Source organism: Aeromicrobium sp. Root236 (genome assembly GCF_001428805.1).
In the GTDB taxonomy this organism is placed as follows: domain Bacteria; phylum Actinomycetota; class Actinomycetes; order Propionibacteriales; family Nocardioidaceae; genus Aeromicrobium.
Window position 1 is genome coordinate 3,194,693 of record NZ_LMIS01000001.1, and the last position, 16,624, is coordinate 3,211,316.

The window sequence follows — 16,624 nt, forward strand, 5'->3', positions numbered from 1 at the left end:
TGGTTATCGCTTCGATACGTATTGTTTTACGCCCGAGTGTGTGTAAAGTCAAACATCACCATCCAGCGCTGGAGGAGCGGCATGGCGTCGACGATTCTGCACGGCAACGGCGTGGTCCCGGGCATCGGCAGCGGGCCGGTCGTACGGCCCAGGCCCCGGCCCGAGGTGCCCACCGACGAGGACAGCCTCGACCCGGAGGCTGGTGCCGCGAGGTTCAGCGAGGCGGCGAGCGCAGTCGCCGACCGGCTTGCGACGCGTGCCGAGCACGCCTCAGGAGAGGGGGCCGAGGTGCTCCACGCGACGGCGGCGCTCGCGCGTGACCGCGGCCTGGTCGCGCTGGTGCAGAAGCGGCTCGCCGAGGGCATGGGCATCTGCGCGTCGACGGCCGGAGCGGTCGAGGAGCTGAGCACGATGTTCGCCGCCGCCGGTGGGCTGATGGCCGAACGTGTCACGGACCTCGAGGACATCCGCGATCGCGTCGTGGCCGAGCTCACGGGCCAGCCCGAGCCGGGCATTCCGACACCCGCCGTCGCGTCGGTGCTGTGCGCCGTCGACCTCGCGCCGGCCGACACGGCGACCCTCGACCCGGCGGCGATCGTGGCGATAGCGACGTCGTTGGGCGGGGCGACGAGCCACACCACGATCATCGCCCGCCAGCTCGGCATCCCGTGCGTGGTGGGCACCGAGGGGTTGGACGACATCGCCGAGGGCACGACGGTGCTGGTCGACGGTGCCACGGGCGAGGTCGTGCTCGACCCCGATGCCGGTCTCGTGCGCGAGCGCACGGAGGCCGCCACGGCGATCGGTGCGGCGGCCGCGTCGTGGCGCAGCCCCGGCGCGACGTCTGACGGCCACGCCGTCGACATCCTCGCCAACGTCCAGGACGGTGCGGGAGCGCGCAAGGCCGCCGAGACCCAGGTGCAGGGCGTCGGGCTGTTCCGCACCGAGCTGTGCTTCCTCGACCGCGACGTGGAGCCCACCGTCGAGGAGCAGGCGGCGATCTATCGCGAGGTCTTCGAAGCGATGGGCGACCGGAAGATCGTGATCCGTACGCTCGACGCCGGGTCGGACAAGCCGCTCGGCTTCGCGACGATCAAGGACGAGCCCAACCCGGCCCTCGGCGTGCGAGGCATGCGACTCGGACTGCGCGACGAAGGCCTCATGGACCGCCAGCTCGATGCCATCGCGCTGGCCGCCGAAGGGTCGGCCGCACCTGTCTGGGTCATGGCGCCGATGGTCGCCACCGAGGACGAGGCCGCGTGGTTCGGCGCCAAGGTGCGCGAGCGCGGCCTGGTGCCGGGCGTGATGATCGAGATCCCGAGCGCCGCGCTGCTCGCCGACCGGATCCTGCGTCACGTCGACTTCGTCTCGATCGGCACCAACGACCTGAGCCAGTACGCGTTCGCGGCCGACCGCATGGCGCCGTCGCTCTCGGAGCTCACCGACCCCTGGCAGCCGGCGCTCCTCGCACTCATCGAGCGCGTCGCGCAGGCGGGACTCGAGGCCGGCAAGCCGGTGGGCGTATGTGGCGAGGCCGCCGCCGACCCGCAGCTCGGCTGCGTGCTGGTGGGGCTCGGGGTCAGCTCACTGTCCTCGGCAGCGTCTGCAGCGCCCCTCGTGGGCGCGACGCTGGCCGGCGTCTCGCTCGAGGCGTGCCGATCGGCAGCTCAGGCGGCGCTGGAGGCCAAGGATCCTGCGGCGGCCCGGGAAGCCGCGGCCGGGCTGCTGTGAGCTGTCCGACCCGTGCGCGAGGATCGACCTCATGACGTATGTCGTGCTGTTCCGTGGCATCAACGTCGGCGGCCGCAACAAGGTCCCGATGGCGGCCCTGCGGGAACACCTGGAATCTGACTTCTCCAACGTCCGGACCTACATCCAGTCCGGCAACGTGCTGCTCGACAGCGACCTCTCGGCGCCCGAGGTCGCAGCACACATCGACGCCAACCTGCGGTCGGCGTTCACGCTCGACTCCGACCTCGTACGCGTCCTGGTGCTGGACGCCCGCGCGTTCCGTGAGGTCATCGACGAGGCGCCAGCGGGGTTCGGCACCGAGGCCGACACCTATCGCCACGACGTGTTCTTCTACATGGGGGTCACGGCCGCCGAGGTCGAGCCCTACGTCGTCGTCAATCCCGACGTCGACGACGTCTTCGTCGGACAGCGCGCGCTCTACCACCGCCGCGTCGCGGCGCTGGCGACCCGCAGCCGGGTCAACAAGATCATCGGCTCCCCGGTCTATGCCGGCCTCACGATCCGCAACTGGAACACCACGACCAAGCTCGCGGCGCTGCTCGACGAGTGAACGTCAGGCCAGCCGCGCAGGGAAGCCGCCGGTCGCGACGGGGCCCCAGCGCGTCGGCGTGATCCGCATCAGGCACTTGCCCTGGTCGACCATGGCCTGCCGGTACTCGGCCCAGTCCGGGTGCTCGCCGGAGATGTTGCGGAAGTACTCGACGAACGCATCGAGCCCCTCCGGCACGTCCAGCACCTCGCACGTCCCGTCGACCTGCACCCACGGATCGTTGAAGTCGTCCGACAGCACGACCACGCTGACGTCCGGGCGCTTGCGGGCGTTCCTGGCCTTGGCGCGCTCGGGATAGGTGGAGATGACGATCCGGCCCGAGTCGTCGACGCCGCCCGTCACCGGCGAGGCCTGCGGTGAGCCGTCAGCGCGCTGGGTGATGACGATCATCCGGTGGCGCGGCCGGACGAACTCGACGAGCTCGGTCTGGCTGACCTGGGTCGACGTGGCGATCTGGCGGGGCATGACGTACGTCCTTCCGGCGGCACGGGTGCGGCTCCTTCGATCGTACGGACGCCGGCGAACCGGTCAGGCCACCTCCACGGCGTCCGAGGGCTCGGCGAACAGGTCGAGGAGGATCTCCTGGACGACCTCGAGGACGTCGGTGTCGGGCGCGACGTTCGCGGCGAACCCGGACAGGTAGAGCAGGTTCTTGAAGAACAGCACGAGGTCCTTGGGCATCCGGAAGCCGTTGCGGGCGAGCACCTGCAGGAGCCTGCCGAGCGTCAGCCCGAGCTGGTCGAACGTGACCTGGCCGCGGGACCGGTCCTGCAGGAGGTCGAGCTCGGCCTGCAGCTCGGCCACGACCGTCGTGGTGTCGGCATCGGCGGCGATCGCGCCGAACGACTGCATCGCCACGATCTGGCCGTCGGCGTCGTTCATCGCCCAGGCGGCGAGGTACTCCACGAGCCCGGCACGCTGCTTGGCGCTGAGCCGCCCGGTGATGCCGAAGTCGACCAACGAGAACGTCTGGGTGGTTTCGTCGATCAGCACGTTGCCGCCGTGCAGGTCGCCGTGGAAGACACCGTGCCGCATGGTCGCCTCCAGGACACCCTTGATGCCGAGCTGCAGCAGGCGTTGTCCCTCGGTCGGGCTGAGCCGTCCCTCGAGGTGTGCGTACGAGACACCGGGCAGGTACTCCATGACCAGGAGCCGCTCGGTGACCATGCCCGGGACAGGCCGCGGTGCGTTCATGTGGTCGGCGCCGAGGGCCTCGAGGACGGCGCTGGAGTCGACGAGGTTCGCCGCCTCGAGCTGGAAGTCGAGCTCCTCGAGCGCGAGCTGCGCGAACAGCTCGACGAAGCCGCGAAGGTTCGCCGAGCGGGCGCCGGCATGCAGCTTCTCCGCGGCGGCCGCGGCAATCGCCAAGGTCTCGATGTCGGCGCGGAACCGGCGGCGCAGGCCGGGCCGGCGCACCTTGACGACGACCTCGGTGCCGTCGTCGAGGCGTCCACGGTGGACCTGGCCGATCGACCCGGCAGCGAGCGGCTCGTCGTCGAGCCAGGCCAACCGGCTGCGCTGGCTGCCGAGCTCACGGTCGATCACGGCGTGCGCGACACCGGTGTCCAGCGGGGGAGCCTCGTCGCGGCACCACGCGAACGCCTCGACCCAGTCAGCGGGGAGCAGCCCTTCGGCTGTGGCGATGAACTGGCCGAGCTTGATGTACGCAGGACCGCCGGCGCGTACGAGCCGCTGGGCCCGGTCCAGCGTGCCGGCACTCGCGTTGGGCGGCTCGACGCGGAGCCCGACGGCGCACGCGCCCGCCGCGAGCAGCTGCAGTGGCGCGTCGGGCGCAGCCGTGGCCAGCAGCCGCCAGCCCGTCGACGCGAGCGAGGCGATGGTGTCGGGCCAGAGTCGAGGTGTCGCGAGGCGTTCGGCGTCGCGGGCCAGCGTCTTGCGGCGGTTCACCGCTTCGCGGTGCCAGACGAGCGCCTGCTCGGTCAGCCCGGGAACGGCACGCAGTCGAATCGAGCGGCGGATGAGCTCGTCGACCGCCGGCTCGGCCGAGAACGTGACATTGTCGATGGCAGATTCCATACTCGGAGTATGTCCCAGGTTCCGGTCCAGCAGGAGGGCCCGTGCGGGTGAGTCCCATCACGCGTGGAGGTGCACTCGCAAAGCAGCAGGTCAGCGGCCCGGCAGCGGATAGTGTGAGCCGGTGACATCGCTCGAGGTGGTGCTGGCCGCGTCGACCGCACTGCTGGCGGTCGGGCTGCTGGTCACGGCGCTGAGGCTGCGTGGGGCTCGGCGGGAGATCGAGCGGTTGAGCCGGCGGACCGACCGGAGCCGACTCGTCCCCTCACCGACCGACGCGGTGCGAACGGTTGTCGGCACCGCGATGAAGGTGCGGGACCACGGGTTCAGCGGCGCGCTGCGCAGCTCGATCGACGAGCTCGCGCTGTGGGCCGACGTCGAACGTCCCGACCTGGCCCGCCTCGCGAGCGCGGACGGCTCGGTGACGATCCTGTTCAGCGACATCGAGGGATCGACCTCGCTCAACCACCGGCTCGGCGATCGCGGCTGGGTGCAGCTGCTGGCCAAGCACGACCGGCTGCTCAAGCACGCGATCGGCGCGCATGCCGGCCACGTCATCAAGAGCCAGGGCGACGGGTTCATGGTCGCGTTCGCCGAGGCGAGCGAGGCGGTGGCGGCGGCGTCGGACATCCAGCGACGCTTCCACAAGGTACGTCCGGGGTCGCGCCTGTCGGGAGTCAAGGTCCGGATCGGCGCGCACAAGGGCTCGGCCGTGCACCGCGACGGCGACCTGTTCGGCCGCAACGTGGCGTTCGCCGCACGGGTCGCCGCCCAGGCCGAGGGCGGCGAGATCCTCGTCAGCGAGAGCGTCGTCGACTCACTGCCCGAGGACTCGGTGACGGTGCTCGAGCCCCGAGGCGCCGAGCTCAAGGGCGTACCGGGGACGCACCAGCTCTATCCGATCGACTGGCGCGCCCGCCGCTAGGAGTCCTTGGCGTCGTTGGCCATGCGCCTCTCGGCGGTGCTGCGCAGCGTGTCGGCGAACGTCGGGTCCTGCTCGATGAGCGACTCGAGCGCGGAAGCCTCCAGGCGCAGTGCCCGGATCGCGCTCGAGGCGACGACGGAGGCGCTGCGCAGCCGGTGGTTGACGAGGGCGATCTCGCCGAACACGTCGCCGGGGCCGAGGGTCGCGAGGACCTCGCCGGACTTGCGGATCTCGACCTCGCCTTCGAGCACGATGTAGGCCGAGTCCGCCGGCGTGGACTGCATGATGATCGACCAGCCCTGCGGGATGGAGACCGGCGTGCCCACGGTGGCGAGCGTCTTGACCAGCTCGGCGTCGAAGTCGGTGACGCGGCTCAGGTCCTCCTGGACCTCGGGGTCGATCTTCTGCCTACGCATCATGGGAGTCCTTCGATCGGGAGTGCGGCTGCGGCATGCCTGCCGGTGCCCACGGTAGCGACAAAAGCCGCCGGCCACCCGGATTGTCCCGGCAAATCCTGTGGCGCCGTCAGACGACGGAGAACTCGTAGCGCACGACGTTGACGTACGTCTCGCCCGGCCGCAGCACCCGCTGTGGGAAGTCCGGGTGGTTGATCGAGTCCGGGAACGTCTGCATCTCGGCAGTGACACCGGCGAACGCCTCGTAAGTCCCGAGCTCGCCCTTGGCGCTGGCCCCTTCGAGGTAGCCGCCGGCATACACCTGCGTGCCCGGCTGGTCCGTGACGAGGGTGAGCCGCCGCCCGCTCGCCGGGTCGGTCAGCGTCGCGACCTGGCGCATGCCGTCGCCGTCGAGCACCCAGTTGTGGTCGTAGCCGGCGTTGTCGACCTCGTCGATGTGCGCACCGATCGGCGTCGGCTCCCGGAAGTCGTACGGCGTCCCGGCGACGCTGAGCACCTCGCCGGTGGGCAGCAGCTCGGCGTCGACGGGGGTGTAGGCGGCGGCGTCGATCTGCAGGACCTGGTCGAGGACCGTGCCGGAGTCGTGGCCCGCGAGGTTGAAGTAGGCGTGGTTGACCAGGTTGACGAGCGTCGGGCGGTCGGTCTCGGCCTCGATGCGGATCTCCAGGGCGGAGCCGTCGAGCGTGTACGTGACGCGCGCCTCGAGCGTGCCCGGATAGCCCTCGTCGCCGTCGGGGGAGGTGTGCGAGAACGTCACGGCGTCGTGCGCGGCGTCGAGCTCGGTCGACCACACGTACGTGTCGAAGCCCCGCTTGCCGCCGTGCACGTGGTTCTCGCCCTCGTTGCGCGTGACTTCGTGCTCGGTGCCGTCGATCGCGAAGCGACCCTTGCGGATCCGGTTGGCGTAGCGGCCCGCGGTGACACCGAAGTAGTACTGGTCGCCGGGCAGCTCGTCGTACGACTTCCGGCCCAGCACGACGTCGGCGAGCACGCCGTCGCGATCCGGGGCGTGCAGCTCGAGGATGCGGGCGCCGAGGTCGGTCAGCACGACACGGCACTGCTCGTTGGAGATCGTGACGACCGTGATCTGCTGGTCGCCGGCGGTGGCCGTGAAGCTTTCGAGCATCGGAAGTTCCTTCTGGAAAGGGGTCGTTGCCCCACCCTCAAAGGTGGGTCACGGAGCTCCTCCTCACCGCGGCAGCACTCTATCGGGCGGCCGGGAGACCTGCGTACGAGGTCACGGGCATACGCTCCGGTGATGGAAGAGCAGCTGGAGGCCGCCGTCGTGACCTACCTGTCCGCCCTGCGCGAGGCCGATGTCGGACGCGTGCTGTCGCTGTTCGCCCCGGAGGCGCTCGTGCACTCGCCGCTCTACGGAGTCATGGCTGCGGCCGACTTCTACCCGGCGCTGTTCGCGGACACCAGTGCGGCCAACCTCGAGCTGCGATCCGTGATGCACGGGCGCGACACGAGCGGCGCGCGGACGATGAGCTTCTGGTTCCACTTCGACTGGCGCCTGCCCTCGGGGGCTGCAGCGCCGTTCGACGTCATCGACGCGGTGACGCTGGACGACGACGGCCGGTTCACCTCGCTGCACATCCTGTACGACACCGCCAACGTGCGGCCGGTCTTCGAGGCGGAGGGCGAGCGACCGTAGGTCAGGCCAGCAGGCGGCTGCCGAGGCCGTCGAGGACGATGTCGAGGATCCGGTCGTGCCAGTCGTGGCGCTGCGACAGGGTGCGCTCGCCGTTGGTGCGGGCCAGCGGGTAGGACCCCGTGCCCCGGACGGACGTGGTCAGCGCGAGGTTGCCGGCGATCTGGACTGCGACCGTCGCGTCCTCGATCGTGAACCCCTGGCGGTGCAGCGACGAGATGTAGGGCGTGACCTGGGCGACGATGCGCTCCGGCCACTTGGGCGGGGAGAGGGCCACGACGTCATAGCCGGGGTAGCGCTCACAGATCGTCCAGACCGAGCGGGCCACGTCGCTGAGCAGGTCGCGCCAGGGCAGATCGGCCTCGGGCCAGTCGACCGAGAGGGCGGCCTTCTCGATGGCCAGGACGAGCAGCTCGTCGCGATCCTTGACGTACCGGTAGAGACCGGAGTGGGCGACTCCGAGCCGGGCCGCGATCGACGGCATGCTGAAGGTGGCGATCCCGTCCTCGAGCACGGCGTCGACGATGAGCTCCAGGCTGAGGGAGCGTGGCCGGCCTGGTCTGCGGTCCATGCGTCGATCGTACGGTCACCATCCACGGGCGTCGGGGGTGGCCGGTAGGCGGACGTCGGGCAGAGCGCCGGCGGGGGCCGTTGCCGCGAGAACCGCGACTCCGCCGGCGCCTGCCCTGCCGCGATACCCCCCGGCGCGCCGGCCAAACCGGGGGTCTACGCCAACAGCGCCCGGACCTCGGCCAGTGTCGGGATCGAGTCCTGCGCCCCAGGGCGCTGGACCGCGAGCGTCGCTGCCGTGCTGGCGGACGCCATGGCCCGCTCCGCCGGCTCGCCGGCAGCGAGAGCCGCGGCGAGGACGCCGCAGAACGTGTCGCCGGCCGCGGTGGTGTCGACGACGGTGACCGTGACGGCTGGTGACCGTATGACCGGGGTGTCGTGGCGATGCAGCTCGGAGCCGCCTGCGCCGAGGGTCACCAGGACCGCGGGGAAGCCGGTGGCCAGGATGCGTACGGCCTCACCGAGATCTCCGGCGCCGCTCACCGATCGGGCCTCGTGCTCGTTGACGACCAGCAGGTCGACCTCGGAGCTCAGCTCTTCGGTGAGCGACGCGGCCGGAGCGGCGTTGAGGATGAACGGCACGCCGGGACGCCGTGAGCGCGCGGCCTCGACCAGGAGGGGTTGCGGGGTCTCCAGCTGGGCGAGCACCACGTCGGCGGTGCGGATGGGCTCGTGAGTCGTCGGGTCGAGGACGGCGGCCGAGTTGGCGCCCGGCGCCACGACGATGGCGTTCTCGCCGGCCCGGTCGACCGTGATGAGCGCAAGTCCTGTGCGGTGCCCTGCGAGCAGTGCGACGTGTGCGGTGTCGACGCCGTCCTGCGCCAGCTGGTCGAGCAGGTAGCGGCCATCCGCGTCGTCGCCGACGGCTCCCACGATGCTCGTCGACGCGCCGCCCGCCCGGGCAGCGGCGACGGCTTGGTTGGCGCCCTTGCCGCCGGCGCTCCGACGCACGGCGGACGCGAGGACCGTCTCCCCGGGCGCCGGGATCGTGTCGCACGTCAGCGAGACGTCGACGTTGAGACTGCCGACCACGACGACCCGACCGGTCATGCCTTGTCCGACCGATCGGGTGAGGACTCCTCGAACACCAGCAGGGTACGGGTGCTGAGGATGCCCGGGATCGACTGGATCTCGTCGAGCACGAGGCGCCGCAGGTCGGCGTTGTCGCGGGCGCGCACGAGCATCACGACGTCGAACTCTCCGCCGACCAGCGCGATGTGCTCGACGCCGTCGAGGGCGCGCAGCTGGGCGTGGATGTTGCGCCAGTCGGGCTGCCGCACGTTCAGCGTCAGGTAGGCCGACGTGCCGAGCCCGCGACCGACCGGGTCGACGAGCGCTGTGTAGCCCTTGATGATGCCGGACTCCGAGAGCCGTTCGACGCGGGCGTACGCGTTGGCGCGCGAGACATGGACCTCTTCCGCGAGCTGGCGCATCGACAGCCGCCCGTCGCGCTCGAGGGCGTCGAGGATGCGGGTGTCGATCTCGTCGATCGGCGCTCCGGCCATCTGTCTCTCCTGACTGGTGTGACGTGGCTCATGCTGGACGTACGGCCATGTGAATGCGCCTCTGGCGAGACATCTTCTCGACAATCATGCAGCACTTGAACCCGGATGGCCATGAGGCGCAGTGTTCTGTGAACAGACGTCTGTTCCCGAAAGGTGTGAGACCCGGTGCCGAGCCACGAGTTCCTGCCGTCCGAGCAACCCGTCCAGCTGCTCGACCAGGACGGTCGACGGGTCGAGGACGCGGGGCGCGTGTTCCCGTCGGACGAGGCGATGCTGCGAGCGCACGAGGAGCTCGTGGTCGGCAGGCGGATCAACGAGCAGGCGTACGCGCTGGTGCGCCAAGGCCGGCTCGCGGTCTACCCGTCGTCGTACGGGCAGGAGGCGTGCGAGGTCGCGGCCGCGATGGTGCTCGGCGACCAGGACTGGCTCTTCCCGACCTACCGCGACGTGGTCTCGATCATCGGCCGAGGTGTCGACCCGGTCGAGACCCTGACCCTGCTCAAGGGCGACTGGCACTGCGGCTACGACCCGACGGAGCACCGCGTGGCGCCCCAGACCACACCATTGGCGACCCAGCTGATCCATGCCGTCGGCGTCGCGCATGCGGCCACCCTGCGCGGCGACGACACCGTCGTGATGGCGATGTGCGGTGACGGCGCCACGAGCGAGGGTGACTTCCACGAGGCGCTCAACTTCGCGGCGGTGTTCAAGGCGCCGGTGGTGTTCTTCGTGCAGAACAACGAGTACGCGATCTCCGTGCCGTTGGCCCGCCAGACCGTCGCACCGTCGCTGGCGCACAAGGCCGTCGGCTACGGCATGCCGGGGGAGCGGGTCGACGGCAACGACGTCGCCGCTCTGCTGTCGGTCCTGGGTGACGCGGTCGCTGCGGCTCGGGCCGGTGGTGGGCCGTCCCTCGTCGAGGCGCACACCTATCGCATGCAGGCGCACACCAACGCCGACGACGCGACGCGATACCGCGCCGACGACGAGGTCGAGAAGTGGCAGGACCGCGATCCGCTGCTGCGCTCGGAGGCGTACCTCGCGGGTTGCGACCTGCTCACCGGCGAGCGGACCGCGGAGATCGCCGCCAGGGCGGAGTCCGTCGCCACCGCGATGCGGGACGGGCTGATGCTGGACGTCGAGCCGGATCCGGCCCACCTGTTCGACCACGTCTATGCGACGCCGACGCCGCAGCTGGGTGAGCAGGCGGCGTTCCTCGCCGACGAGCTCTCCCGGGAAGGGGTCAGCTGATGGCCGAGCACGAGAAGATCACGATGGCGCAGGCGTTCAACCAGGCCCTGCGCGACGCGATGACCGCCGACGAGTCGGTGCTGATGTTCGGCGAGGACGTTGGCGCGCTCGGCGGGGTGTTCCGGGTGACCGACGGGCTCAACGCCGAGTTCGGTGACGCCCGCTGCTTCGACACTCCGCTCGCCGAGTCCGGGATCATGGGCTTCGCCGTGGGCCTGGCGATGAACGGCATGCGACCCGTCGTCGAGATGCAGTTCGACGCGTTCGCCTATCCCGCGTTCGAGCAGATCGTCAGCCACGTCGCCAAGATGCGCAACCGTACGCGTGGCGCCCTCAGCATGCCGATCACGATCCGCGTCCCGTACGCCGGAGGCATCGGCGGCGTGGAGCACCACTGCGACTCGTCGGAGGCCTACTACGTGCACACGCCGGGGCTGACTGTCGTCGCGCCGGCGACGGTCGCCGACGCCTACACGCTGATGCGGGAGGCGATCGCGTCACCGGATCCTGTCGTCGTGCTGGAGCCCAAGAAGCTCTACTGGAGCAAGGACGAGGTCGACCTCGACGAGGCGCAGCCCGGCATCGGCCGCGCGGTCGTACGCCGTGAGGGCACCGATGCGACGCTCATCGCCTACGGCACGTCGGTGCCGATCGCGCTCGAGGCTGCCGATGCCGCGGCGGCCGAGGGCCGGAGCCTGCAGGTCGTCGACGTCCGCTCGCTCGTGCCGTTCGACGACGAGACCGTCTGCGCCGCCGTACGCTCGACCGGTCGCGCCGTCGTGATCGCCGAGGCGGCCGGGTTCGCCAGCGTCTCGTCGGAGATCGTCGCGCGGGTCACCGAGCGGTGCTTCCACCACCTCGCCGCGCCGGTTCGCCGGGTCACCGGTTTCGACATCCCCTACCCGCCCCCCAAGCTCGAGCACCTCCACCTGCCGAGCGTCGACCGCGTGCTCGATGCCATCGACACCCTGCAGTGGGACGACGTATGACCCTGCAGACGTTCACCCTGCCCGATCTCGGCGAGGGCCTCACCGAGGCCGAGGTCGTCCGCTGGCTCGTCGCGGTCGGCGACGAGGTCGTCGTCGACCAGCCGGTCGTCGAGGTCGAGACCGCCAAGTCGATCGTCGAGGTCCCGTCGCCGTACGCCGGCCGGGTCAGCGAGCTGCACGGCGAGGAGGGCGGCACGGTCGCGGTGGGCGCGCCGCTCATCTCCGTGGAGGCCGGTCTGCTGGTGGCCCCGGAGCCCGCCCAGGTCGCTGCCGAGCAGTACCGCGAGGAGGAGAAGGCCGGCTCCGGCAACGTCCTGATCGGCTACGGGACGCCCGAAGGCGCCGGCAGCGGCCGTCGGCGGCGTCCACGCTCTGCCCCCGTCGCCGCGACCCCTGTCTCGTCATCGTCCGTGCCGCGGGTGACGTCCCCGCTCGTACGCCGACTGGCCCGCGAGGCCGGGGTGTCGATCCTCGGCATCACCGGCACCGGCGTCGACGGACTGATCACTCGCCGTGACGTGCAGTCGGCGATCGATGCCGCTGCTCCGCGCACGGAGTCCACCGGCCGGGCCGGTCTTGAGGTCGCGCAGCGCACGCCGATGAGCGGGTTCCGCAAGGCGGTCTCCTCGGCGTTGTCACGCAGCCGCAGCGAGATCCCGGAGGCCACAGTGTGGGTCGACGTCGACTTCACCGAGCTTTTCGCGATCCGGGCGGCGGCGAAGGCCGCGAGCAAGCCGGTGCCGAGCCTGCTGGCCTACCTCGCCCGGTTCACGGTCGCTGCACTGAAGGCGCACCCCGAGCTCAACGGTGAGGTCGACACCGTCAACGACGAGCTGATCCAGTACGCCGGCATCAACCTCGGCCTTGCCGTGCAGACGGACCGCGGGCTGCTGGCACCGGCAGTGCTCGACGCGCACCTGCTGACGACGGCGGAGCTCGACGCCGAGATCCGCCGGGTCACCGAGGCGGCGCGGGAAGGACGAGCCACCCAGGACGAGCTGACCGGTGGGACGTTCACGCTCAACAACTACGGATCGTTCAACGTCGACGGCAGCGCCGCGATCATCAACCACCCGCAGGTCGCGATCCTCGGCCTCGGCCGCGTCATCGACCGGGCGTGGGTCGTGGACGGCGAGCTGACGGTGCGCAAGATCGCGCAGATGTCGTTCGTCTTCGACCACCGGGTCTGTGACGGGGGCGCCGCGGCGTCGTTCATGCGGATCGTCGCCGACGCGATCGAGTCGCCCGGCTCGGCGATCGCGAACCTCTGACGTATCAGAGCTCGGTCTCGGTGACCTCTCCGGTGAACGTGGTCATCGAGGCGACGTCGAACGTCTGGGCGTCGGCGGCGGTCTCGGCCATCTCCGGCGACTTCAGCGCGGCCTTGAGCGCATCGGCGTCGTCGAACCACAGCTCGGCGACGAGATAGGGCGCATCGCCGCCCATGCCGCGCGGGTGCGAACGGACGTAGCGCCGTAGTCCCGGCAGCGTCGAGGCGAGCGGGACGTGTACCTCGGTGTAGTGCCGCTCGAACGCCTCGGGGTCGGCGGGCGCGCCGTACTGGATCGTGATGCGGTGCATGAAGGTCTCCGGGTCGGGTCAGCTGGCCGGCGGCCAGGTCTTGGCGACGAGCGTCAGGACGTCGTACGTGGCGACGGGCTGGCCCTCGGCGTTGGCGACGACGGCGTCCCATCGCACCTCACCGTAGTCGGCGCTGTTGCGCGGCGTGATCTGCTTGACGGTCAGCGTCACGTCGATCGTGTCGTCGGCCTTGACCGGCGTCAGGAAGCGCAGGTTGTCGACACCGAAGTTGGCCAGCACCGGGCCGGGGTCGGGGTCGACGAACAGGCCGGCGGCCAGCGACACCACGAGGTAGCCATGCGCGACGATCCCACCGAACAAGGGGTTGGCGGCCGCCGCCTCGGGATCGGTGTGGGCGTAGAACGTGTCGCCGGTGAACTCCGCGAAGTGGCCGATGTCGTCGAGCGTGACGGTGCGCGACGCCGACCGGATGGTGTCGCCGATGCGCAGCTCGGCGAGGCTCTTGCGGAACGGGTGCACGTCGTCGACGAGCTGCTCGGAGCCCTTGATCCACTGACCCGTGATCGCGGTCAGCATGTCGGGGGAGGCCTGGATCGCGGTGCGCTGCATGTGGTGCAGGACGCCGCGGATGCCGCCGAGCTCCTCGCCGCCGCCGGCGCGCCCCGGCCCGCCGTGCACCAGCATCGGCAGCGGAGAACCGTGGCCGGTCGACTCGGGGGCGTCGTCGCGGTCGAGCACGAGGATGCGGCCGTGCCACGGCGCGAGGCCGAGCGTGATCACCCGTGCGACGGCGGGGTCGTGCGTGACGAGGGAGCCCGCAAGGCTGCCCTGTCCGCGTGCGGCGAGCGCGATGGCCTCGTCGACCGAGTCGTACGTGATGACGGTGCTGACCGGGCCGAACGCCTCGACCTCGTGGGGCTCACCGGCACCGCTGGTCGCCCGCAGCAGGATCGGCGACATGAACGCGCCGGCCTCCGTGTCGCCGTCGACGACGTCCACGTGGTCCGGGTCGCCGTACACGATCTCGGCGGAGCTGCGCAGGATCTGGACAGCCTTGCGCACCTCGTCGCGCTGCGCGAGGCTCGCGAGCGCTCCCATGCGTACGTCGGGGTTGGCGGGGTTGCCGACCGTGACCTTCGCGAGCCGTGCGCTGATCGCCGCGACGACCTCGTCGGCGATCGCCGAGGGCACGATCGTGCGCCGGATCGCCGTGCACTTCTGCCCGGCCTTGACCGTCATCTCGGCGACGACGCCCTTGACGTAGAGGTCGAACTCGGGGGCGTCGGTCGTGACGTCGGGTCCGAGGATCGAGCAGTTGAGCGAGTCGGCCTCGATGCCGAGCTGCACGCCGCCGTGCAGCACCGAGGGGTGCTGGCGCAGGGTGGCGCCGGTGCTCGCGGAGCCGGTGAACGCGACGGAGTCCTGCGCACCGAGCTGGTCGAGCAGGCCGTCGGGGCTGCCGCACAGCAGCTGCAGCGAGCCCTCCGGCATGAGTCCCGACTCGATGATGCGGCGCACGACCAGCTCGGTCAGGTAGGCCGTCTGGCTCGCCGGCTTCACGATCGTGGGCAGGCCGGCGAGGAAGGCGGGTGCGAGCTTCTCGAGCATGCCCCACACCGGGAAGTTGAACGCGTTGATCTGCACCGCGACGCCGGGACGTGAGGTCCAGAGGTGCTGGCCGAGGAACACGCCGGTCCTGCCGAGCTGCTCGGTGCCGCCGTCGAGGATCACGGTGTCGTTGGGCAGCTCGCGCGTGCCCTTGCTGGCGTAGCTGAAGACCGTGCCGATGCCGCCGTCGATGTCGACCTGCGAGTCGCGCAGGGTCGCGCCGGTACGCGCCGACAGTGCGTAGAGCGGGTCCTTGTCCTCGCCGAGGTGCTTGGCGACGGCCTTGAGGATGCCGGCACGCTGGTGGAACGTCAGGCTGCGGACGGCCGGGCCGCCGACCGTGCGGGCGTGCTCGACCATGGCCGACAGGTCCAGACCGGTTGCCGAGATCCGGGCGACCTCCTCACCGGTGGCTGCGTCGAGAAGGGGCTTGCCTTCGTCGGCGGCCTGGAACCACGAGCCTCCGGCATAGCTTTCGAGCAGTGCACTCACGGGTCTTGGGCCTTCCGTTGCATGAACCTGATGTCGCGTGCAAGTCTATTACAGACCGTTCGGTCAGTAAATGGCTGACGCGAGATTTCTGGAGGCGTACATGACGCTGGCACCCGAGGCTGACGAGGGCGAGCTGATGGCGGTCTTCGAGTCGACGATCGCGCGGCACGACCGCATCGAGCCGCGCGACTGGATGCCCGAGGCGTACCGCAAGACCGTCATCCGCCAGGTCGCCCAGCACGCGCACTCCGAGATCATCGGCATGCAGCCCGAGGGCAACTGGATCACCCGGGCGCCGTCGCTGCGCCGCAAGGCGATTCTGCTCGCCAAGGTGCAGGACGAGGCCGGGCACGGGCTCTACCTCTACTCCGCGTGCGAGACGCTCGGCGTCTCCCGACTGGAGCTCACCGAGATGCTGATCAACGGCAAGCAGAAGTACTCCTCGATCTTCAACTACCCGACGCTGTCGTACGCCGACGTCGGCACGATCGGCTGGCTCGTCGACGGGGCCGCGATCTGCAACCAGGTGCCGCTGTGCCGCACGTCGTACGGGCCCTACGGCCGGTCGATGATCCGCATCTGCAAGGAGGAGTCGTTCCACCAGCGCCAGGGCTACGAGCTGCTGGCGACGATGATGCGCGGCACCGACGAGCAGCGCGAGATGGTGCAGGAGTCGGTCAACCGGTTCTGGTGGCCCGCACTGATGATGTTCGGGCCGCCCGACGACGACTCGCCCAACACGGCGCAGTCGATGGCGTGGGGCATCAAGCGCAACACCAACGACGACCTGCGCCAGCGCATGGTCGACATGACCGTGCCGCAGGCCGAGGCGCTCGGCGTGACGCTGCCGGACCCCGAGCTGAAGTGGAACGAGGAGCGCCAGTCGTACGACTTCGGGTCGCCGGACTGGGACGAGTTCAAGGACGTCATCAAGGGCAACGGCCCGTGCAACCGGCAACGCATCGCGCACCGCCGTCGCGCGCACGAGGACGGCGCCTGGGTGCGCGAGGCCGCCACGGCGTTCGCCGAGAGGAGCATCGCATGACCGGGATCCAGGGTGACTGGCCTCTGTACGAGGTGTTCGTCCGCGGCAAGCGGGGGCTCAACCACGTGCACGTCGGCTCGCTGCATGCCGCCGATGACGAGATGGCGGTGCGCCATGCGCGCGACGTCTACACCCGCCGCAACGAGGGCGTCAGCATCTGGGTCGTCCGCTCCGACGCGATCACCGCGTCGAGCCCCGACGAGAAGGACCCGCTGTTCGCGCCGAGCGGCGACAAGGTCTATCGCCACCCGACGTTCTACGACATTCCCGACGACGTCCCACACATGTAGG

General features: G+C 70.4%; 18 protein-coding genes. 9 read left to right on the forward strand and 9 right to left on the reverse strand.

Translation table 11 applies throughout. From position 1 onward, the window contains the following. Positions 1 to 81: 81 nt before the first annotated feature. Together ASE12_RS15985 and ASE12_RS15990 are read left to right on the forward strand one after the other, a co-directional pair. The gene (locus ASE12_RS15985; protein WP_056402789.1) at positions 82 to 1,731 is read left to right on the forward strand and encodes a phosphoenolpyruvate--protein phosphotransferase; all 1,650 of its coding nucleotides are present in this window, start codon (positions 82 to 84) and stop codon (positions 1,729 to 1,731) included. 31 nt (positions 1,732 to 1,762) lie between these two features. Beyond that, complete coding sequence (locus ASE12_RS15990; RefSeq protein WP_056402792.1) at positions 1,763 to 2,302, forward strand: DUF1697 domain-containing protein; 540 nt, start codon at positions 1,763 to 1,765, stop codon at positions 2,300 to 2,302. 3 nt (positions 2,303 to 2,305) lie between these two features. Here the strand turns inward: ASE12_RS15990 and ASE12_RS15995 are convergent, their stop codons facing one another. Together ASE12_RS15995 and ASE12_RS16000 are read right to left on the reverse strand one after the other, a co-directional pair. Next, entirely contained in the window at positions 2,306 to 2,767 is a 462-nt protein-coding gene (locus ASE12_RS15995; protein ID WP_056402794.1) for a PPOX class F420-dependent oxidoreductase, read from the reverse strand. 63 nt (positions 2,768 to 2,830) lie between these two features. Further along, positions 2,831 to 4,339, reverse strand: a complete 1,509-nt coding sequence (locus ASE12_RS16000) for an AarF/ABC1/UbiB kinase family protein (RefSeq protein ID WP_056402796.1) — start codon at positions 4,337 to 4,339, stop codon at positions 2,831 to 2,833. Between the two features lie 121 nt (positions 4,340 to 4,460). Here ASE12_RS16000 and ASE12_RS16005 point away from each other — a divergent pair, with 121 nt between their 5' ends. Next, positions 4,461 to 5,261, forward strand: a complete 801-nt coding sequence (locus ASE12_RS16005; RefSeq protein WP_056402797.1) for an adenylate/guanylate cyclase domain-containing protein — start codon at positions 4,461 to 4,463, stop codon at positions 5,259 to 5,261. On the opposite strand, the gene ASE12_RS16010 is transcribed toward ASE12_RS16005, so the two are convergent. Both ASE12_RS16010 and ASE12_RS16015 read right to left on the reverse strand, forming a co-directional pair. Further along, entirely contained in the window at positions 5,258 to 5,680 is a 423-nt protein-coding gene (locus ASE12_RS16010; RefSeq protein ID WP_235508929.1) for a cyclic nucleotide-binding domain-containing protein, read from the reverse strand. The genes ASE12_RS16005 and ASE12_RS16010 overlap by 4 nt on opposite strands. A gap of 106 nt (positions 5,681 to 5,786) precedes the next feature. Then, positions 5,787 to 6,803 carry an aldose epimerase family protein gene (locus ASE12_RS16015; protein ID WP_056402798.1) on the reverse strand — a complete coding sequence of 339 codons (1,017 nt, stop codon included), beginning with the start codon at positions 6,801 to 6,803 and terminating at the stop codon, positions 5,787 to 5,789. A gap of 132 nt (positions 6,804 to 6,935) precedes the next feature. Between ASE12_RS16015 and ASE12_RS16020 the strand changes: the two genes are divergently transcribed. Continuing rightward, entirely contained in the window at positions 6,936 to 7,334 is a 399-nt protein-coding gene (locus ASE12_RS16020) for a nuclear transport factor 2 family protein (protein WP_056402799.1), read from the forward strand. Position 7,335: 1 nt separating this feature from the next. On the opposite strand, the gene ASE12_RS16025 is transcribed toward ASE12_RS16020, so the two are convergent. From ASE12_RS16025 to ASE12_RS16035, 3 genes are all read right to left on the reverse strand, one after another. Next, positions 7,336 to 7,902, reverse strand: coding sequence for a TetR/AcrR family transcriptional regulator (locus ASE12_RS16025; RefSeq protein ID WP_082582335.1), 567 nt, complete (start codon positions 7,900 to 7,902; stop codon positions 7,336 to 7,338). 155 nt (positions 7,903 to 8,057) lie between these two features. After that, positions 8,058 to 8,951 (reverse strand): PfkB family carbohydrate kinase, encoded by an 894-nt coding sequence (locus tag ASE12_RS16030; RefSeq protein ID WP_056402802.1) that lies wholly within the window; start codon positions 8,949 to 8,951, stop codon positions 8,058 to 8,060. After that, the gene (locus ASE12_RS16035) at positions 8,948 to 9,406 is read right to left on the reverse strand and encodes an Lrp/AsnC family transcriptional regulator (RefSeq protein WP_056402804.1); all 459 of its coding nucleotides are present in this window, start codon (positions 9,404 to 9,406) and stop codon (positions 8,948 to 8,950) included. Before ASE12_RS16035 ends, ASE12_RS16030 begins: the two co-directional genes overlap by 4 nt. Positions 9,407 to 9,571: 165 nt before the next feature. On the opposite strand from ASE12_RS16035, the gene pdhA reads away from it, so the two are divergent. From pdhA to ASE12_RS16050, 3 genes are read left to right on the forward strand one after another with little or no spacing between them, the layout of a single operon-like run. Further along, positions 9,572 to 10,657, forward strand: a complete 1,086-nt coding sequence (gene pdhA, locus ASE12_RS16040; RefSeq protein WP_056402808.1) for a pyruvate dehydrogenase (acetyl-transferring) E1 component subunit alpha — start codon at positions 9,572 to 9,574, stop codon at positions 10,655 to 10,657. After that, positions 10,657 to 11,646: an alpha-ketoacid dehydrogenase subunit beta gene (locus ASE12_RS16045; protein ID WP_056402811.1), complete on the forward strand. Its 990-nt coding sequence runs from the start codon at positions 10,657 to 10,659 to the stop codon at positions 11,644 to 11,646. The genes pdhA and ASE12_RS16045 overlap by 1 nt, the downstream gene beginning before the upstream one ends. Next, positions 11,643 to 12,917, forward strand: a complete 1,275-nt coding sequence (locus ASE12_RS16050; RefSeq protein ID WP_056402813.1) for a dihydrolipoamide acetyltransferase family protein — start codon at positions 11,643 to 11,645, stop codon at positions 12,915 to 12,917. Before ASE12_RS16045 ends, ASE12_RS16050 begins: the two co-directional genes overlap by 4 nt. A gap of 4 nt (positions 12,918 to 12,921) precedes the next feature. On the opposite strand, the gene ASE12_RS16055 is transcribed toward ASE12_RS16050, so the two are convergent. Together ASE12_RS16055 and paaZ are read right to left on the reverse strand one after the other, a co-directional pair. Beyond that, a complete protein-coding gene (locus tag ASE12_RS16055; RefSeq protein WP_056402815.1) occupies positions 12,922 to 13,227 on the reverse strand; it encodes an EthD family reductase in 306 nt (101 codons plus the stop codon). A gap of 18 nt (positions 13,228 to 13,245) precedes the next feature. Next, positions 13,246 to 15,288 carry a phenylacetic acid degradation bifunctional protein PaaZ gene (gene paaZ / locus ASE12_RS16060; protein WP_056402817.1) on the reverse strand — a complete coding sequence of 681 codons (2,043 nt, stop codon included), beginning with the start codon at positions 15,286 to 15,288 and terminating at the stop codon, positions 13,246 to 13,248. A 100-nt stretch (positions 15,289 to 15,388) separates the two neighbouring features. Here paaZ and paaA point away from each other — a divergent pair, with 100 nt between their 5' ends. Together paaA and paaB are read left to right on the forward strand one after the other, a co-directional pair. Continuing rightward, positions 15,389 to 16,333: a 1,2-phenylacetyl-CoA epoxidase subunit PaaA gene (paaA, locus tag ASE12_RS16065; protein ID WP_056402819.1), complete on the forward strand. Its 945-nt coding sequence runs from the start codon at positions 15,389 to 15,391 to the stop codon at positions 16,331 to 16,333. Beyond that, positions 16,330 to 16,623 (forward strand): 1,2-phenylacetyl-CoA epoxidase subunit PaaB, encoded by a 294-nt coding sequence (gene paaB, locus ASE12_RS16070; RefSeq protein WP_056402822.1) that lies wholly within the window; start codon positions 16,330 to 16,332, stop codon positions 16,621 to 16,623. Before paaA ends, paaB begins: the two co-directional genes overlap by 4 nt. The last annotated feature ends 1 nt before the right edge of the window (position 16,624 follow it).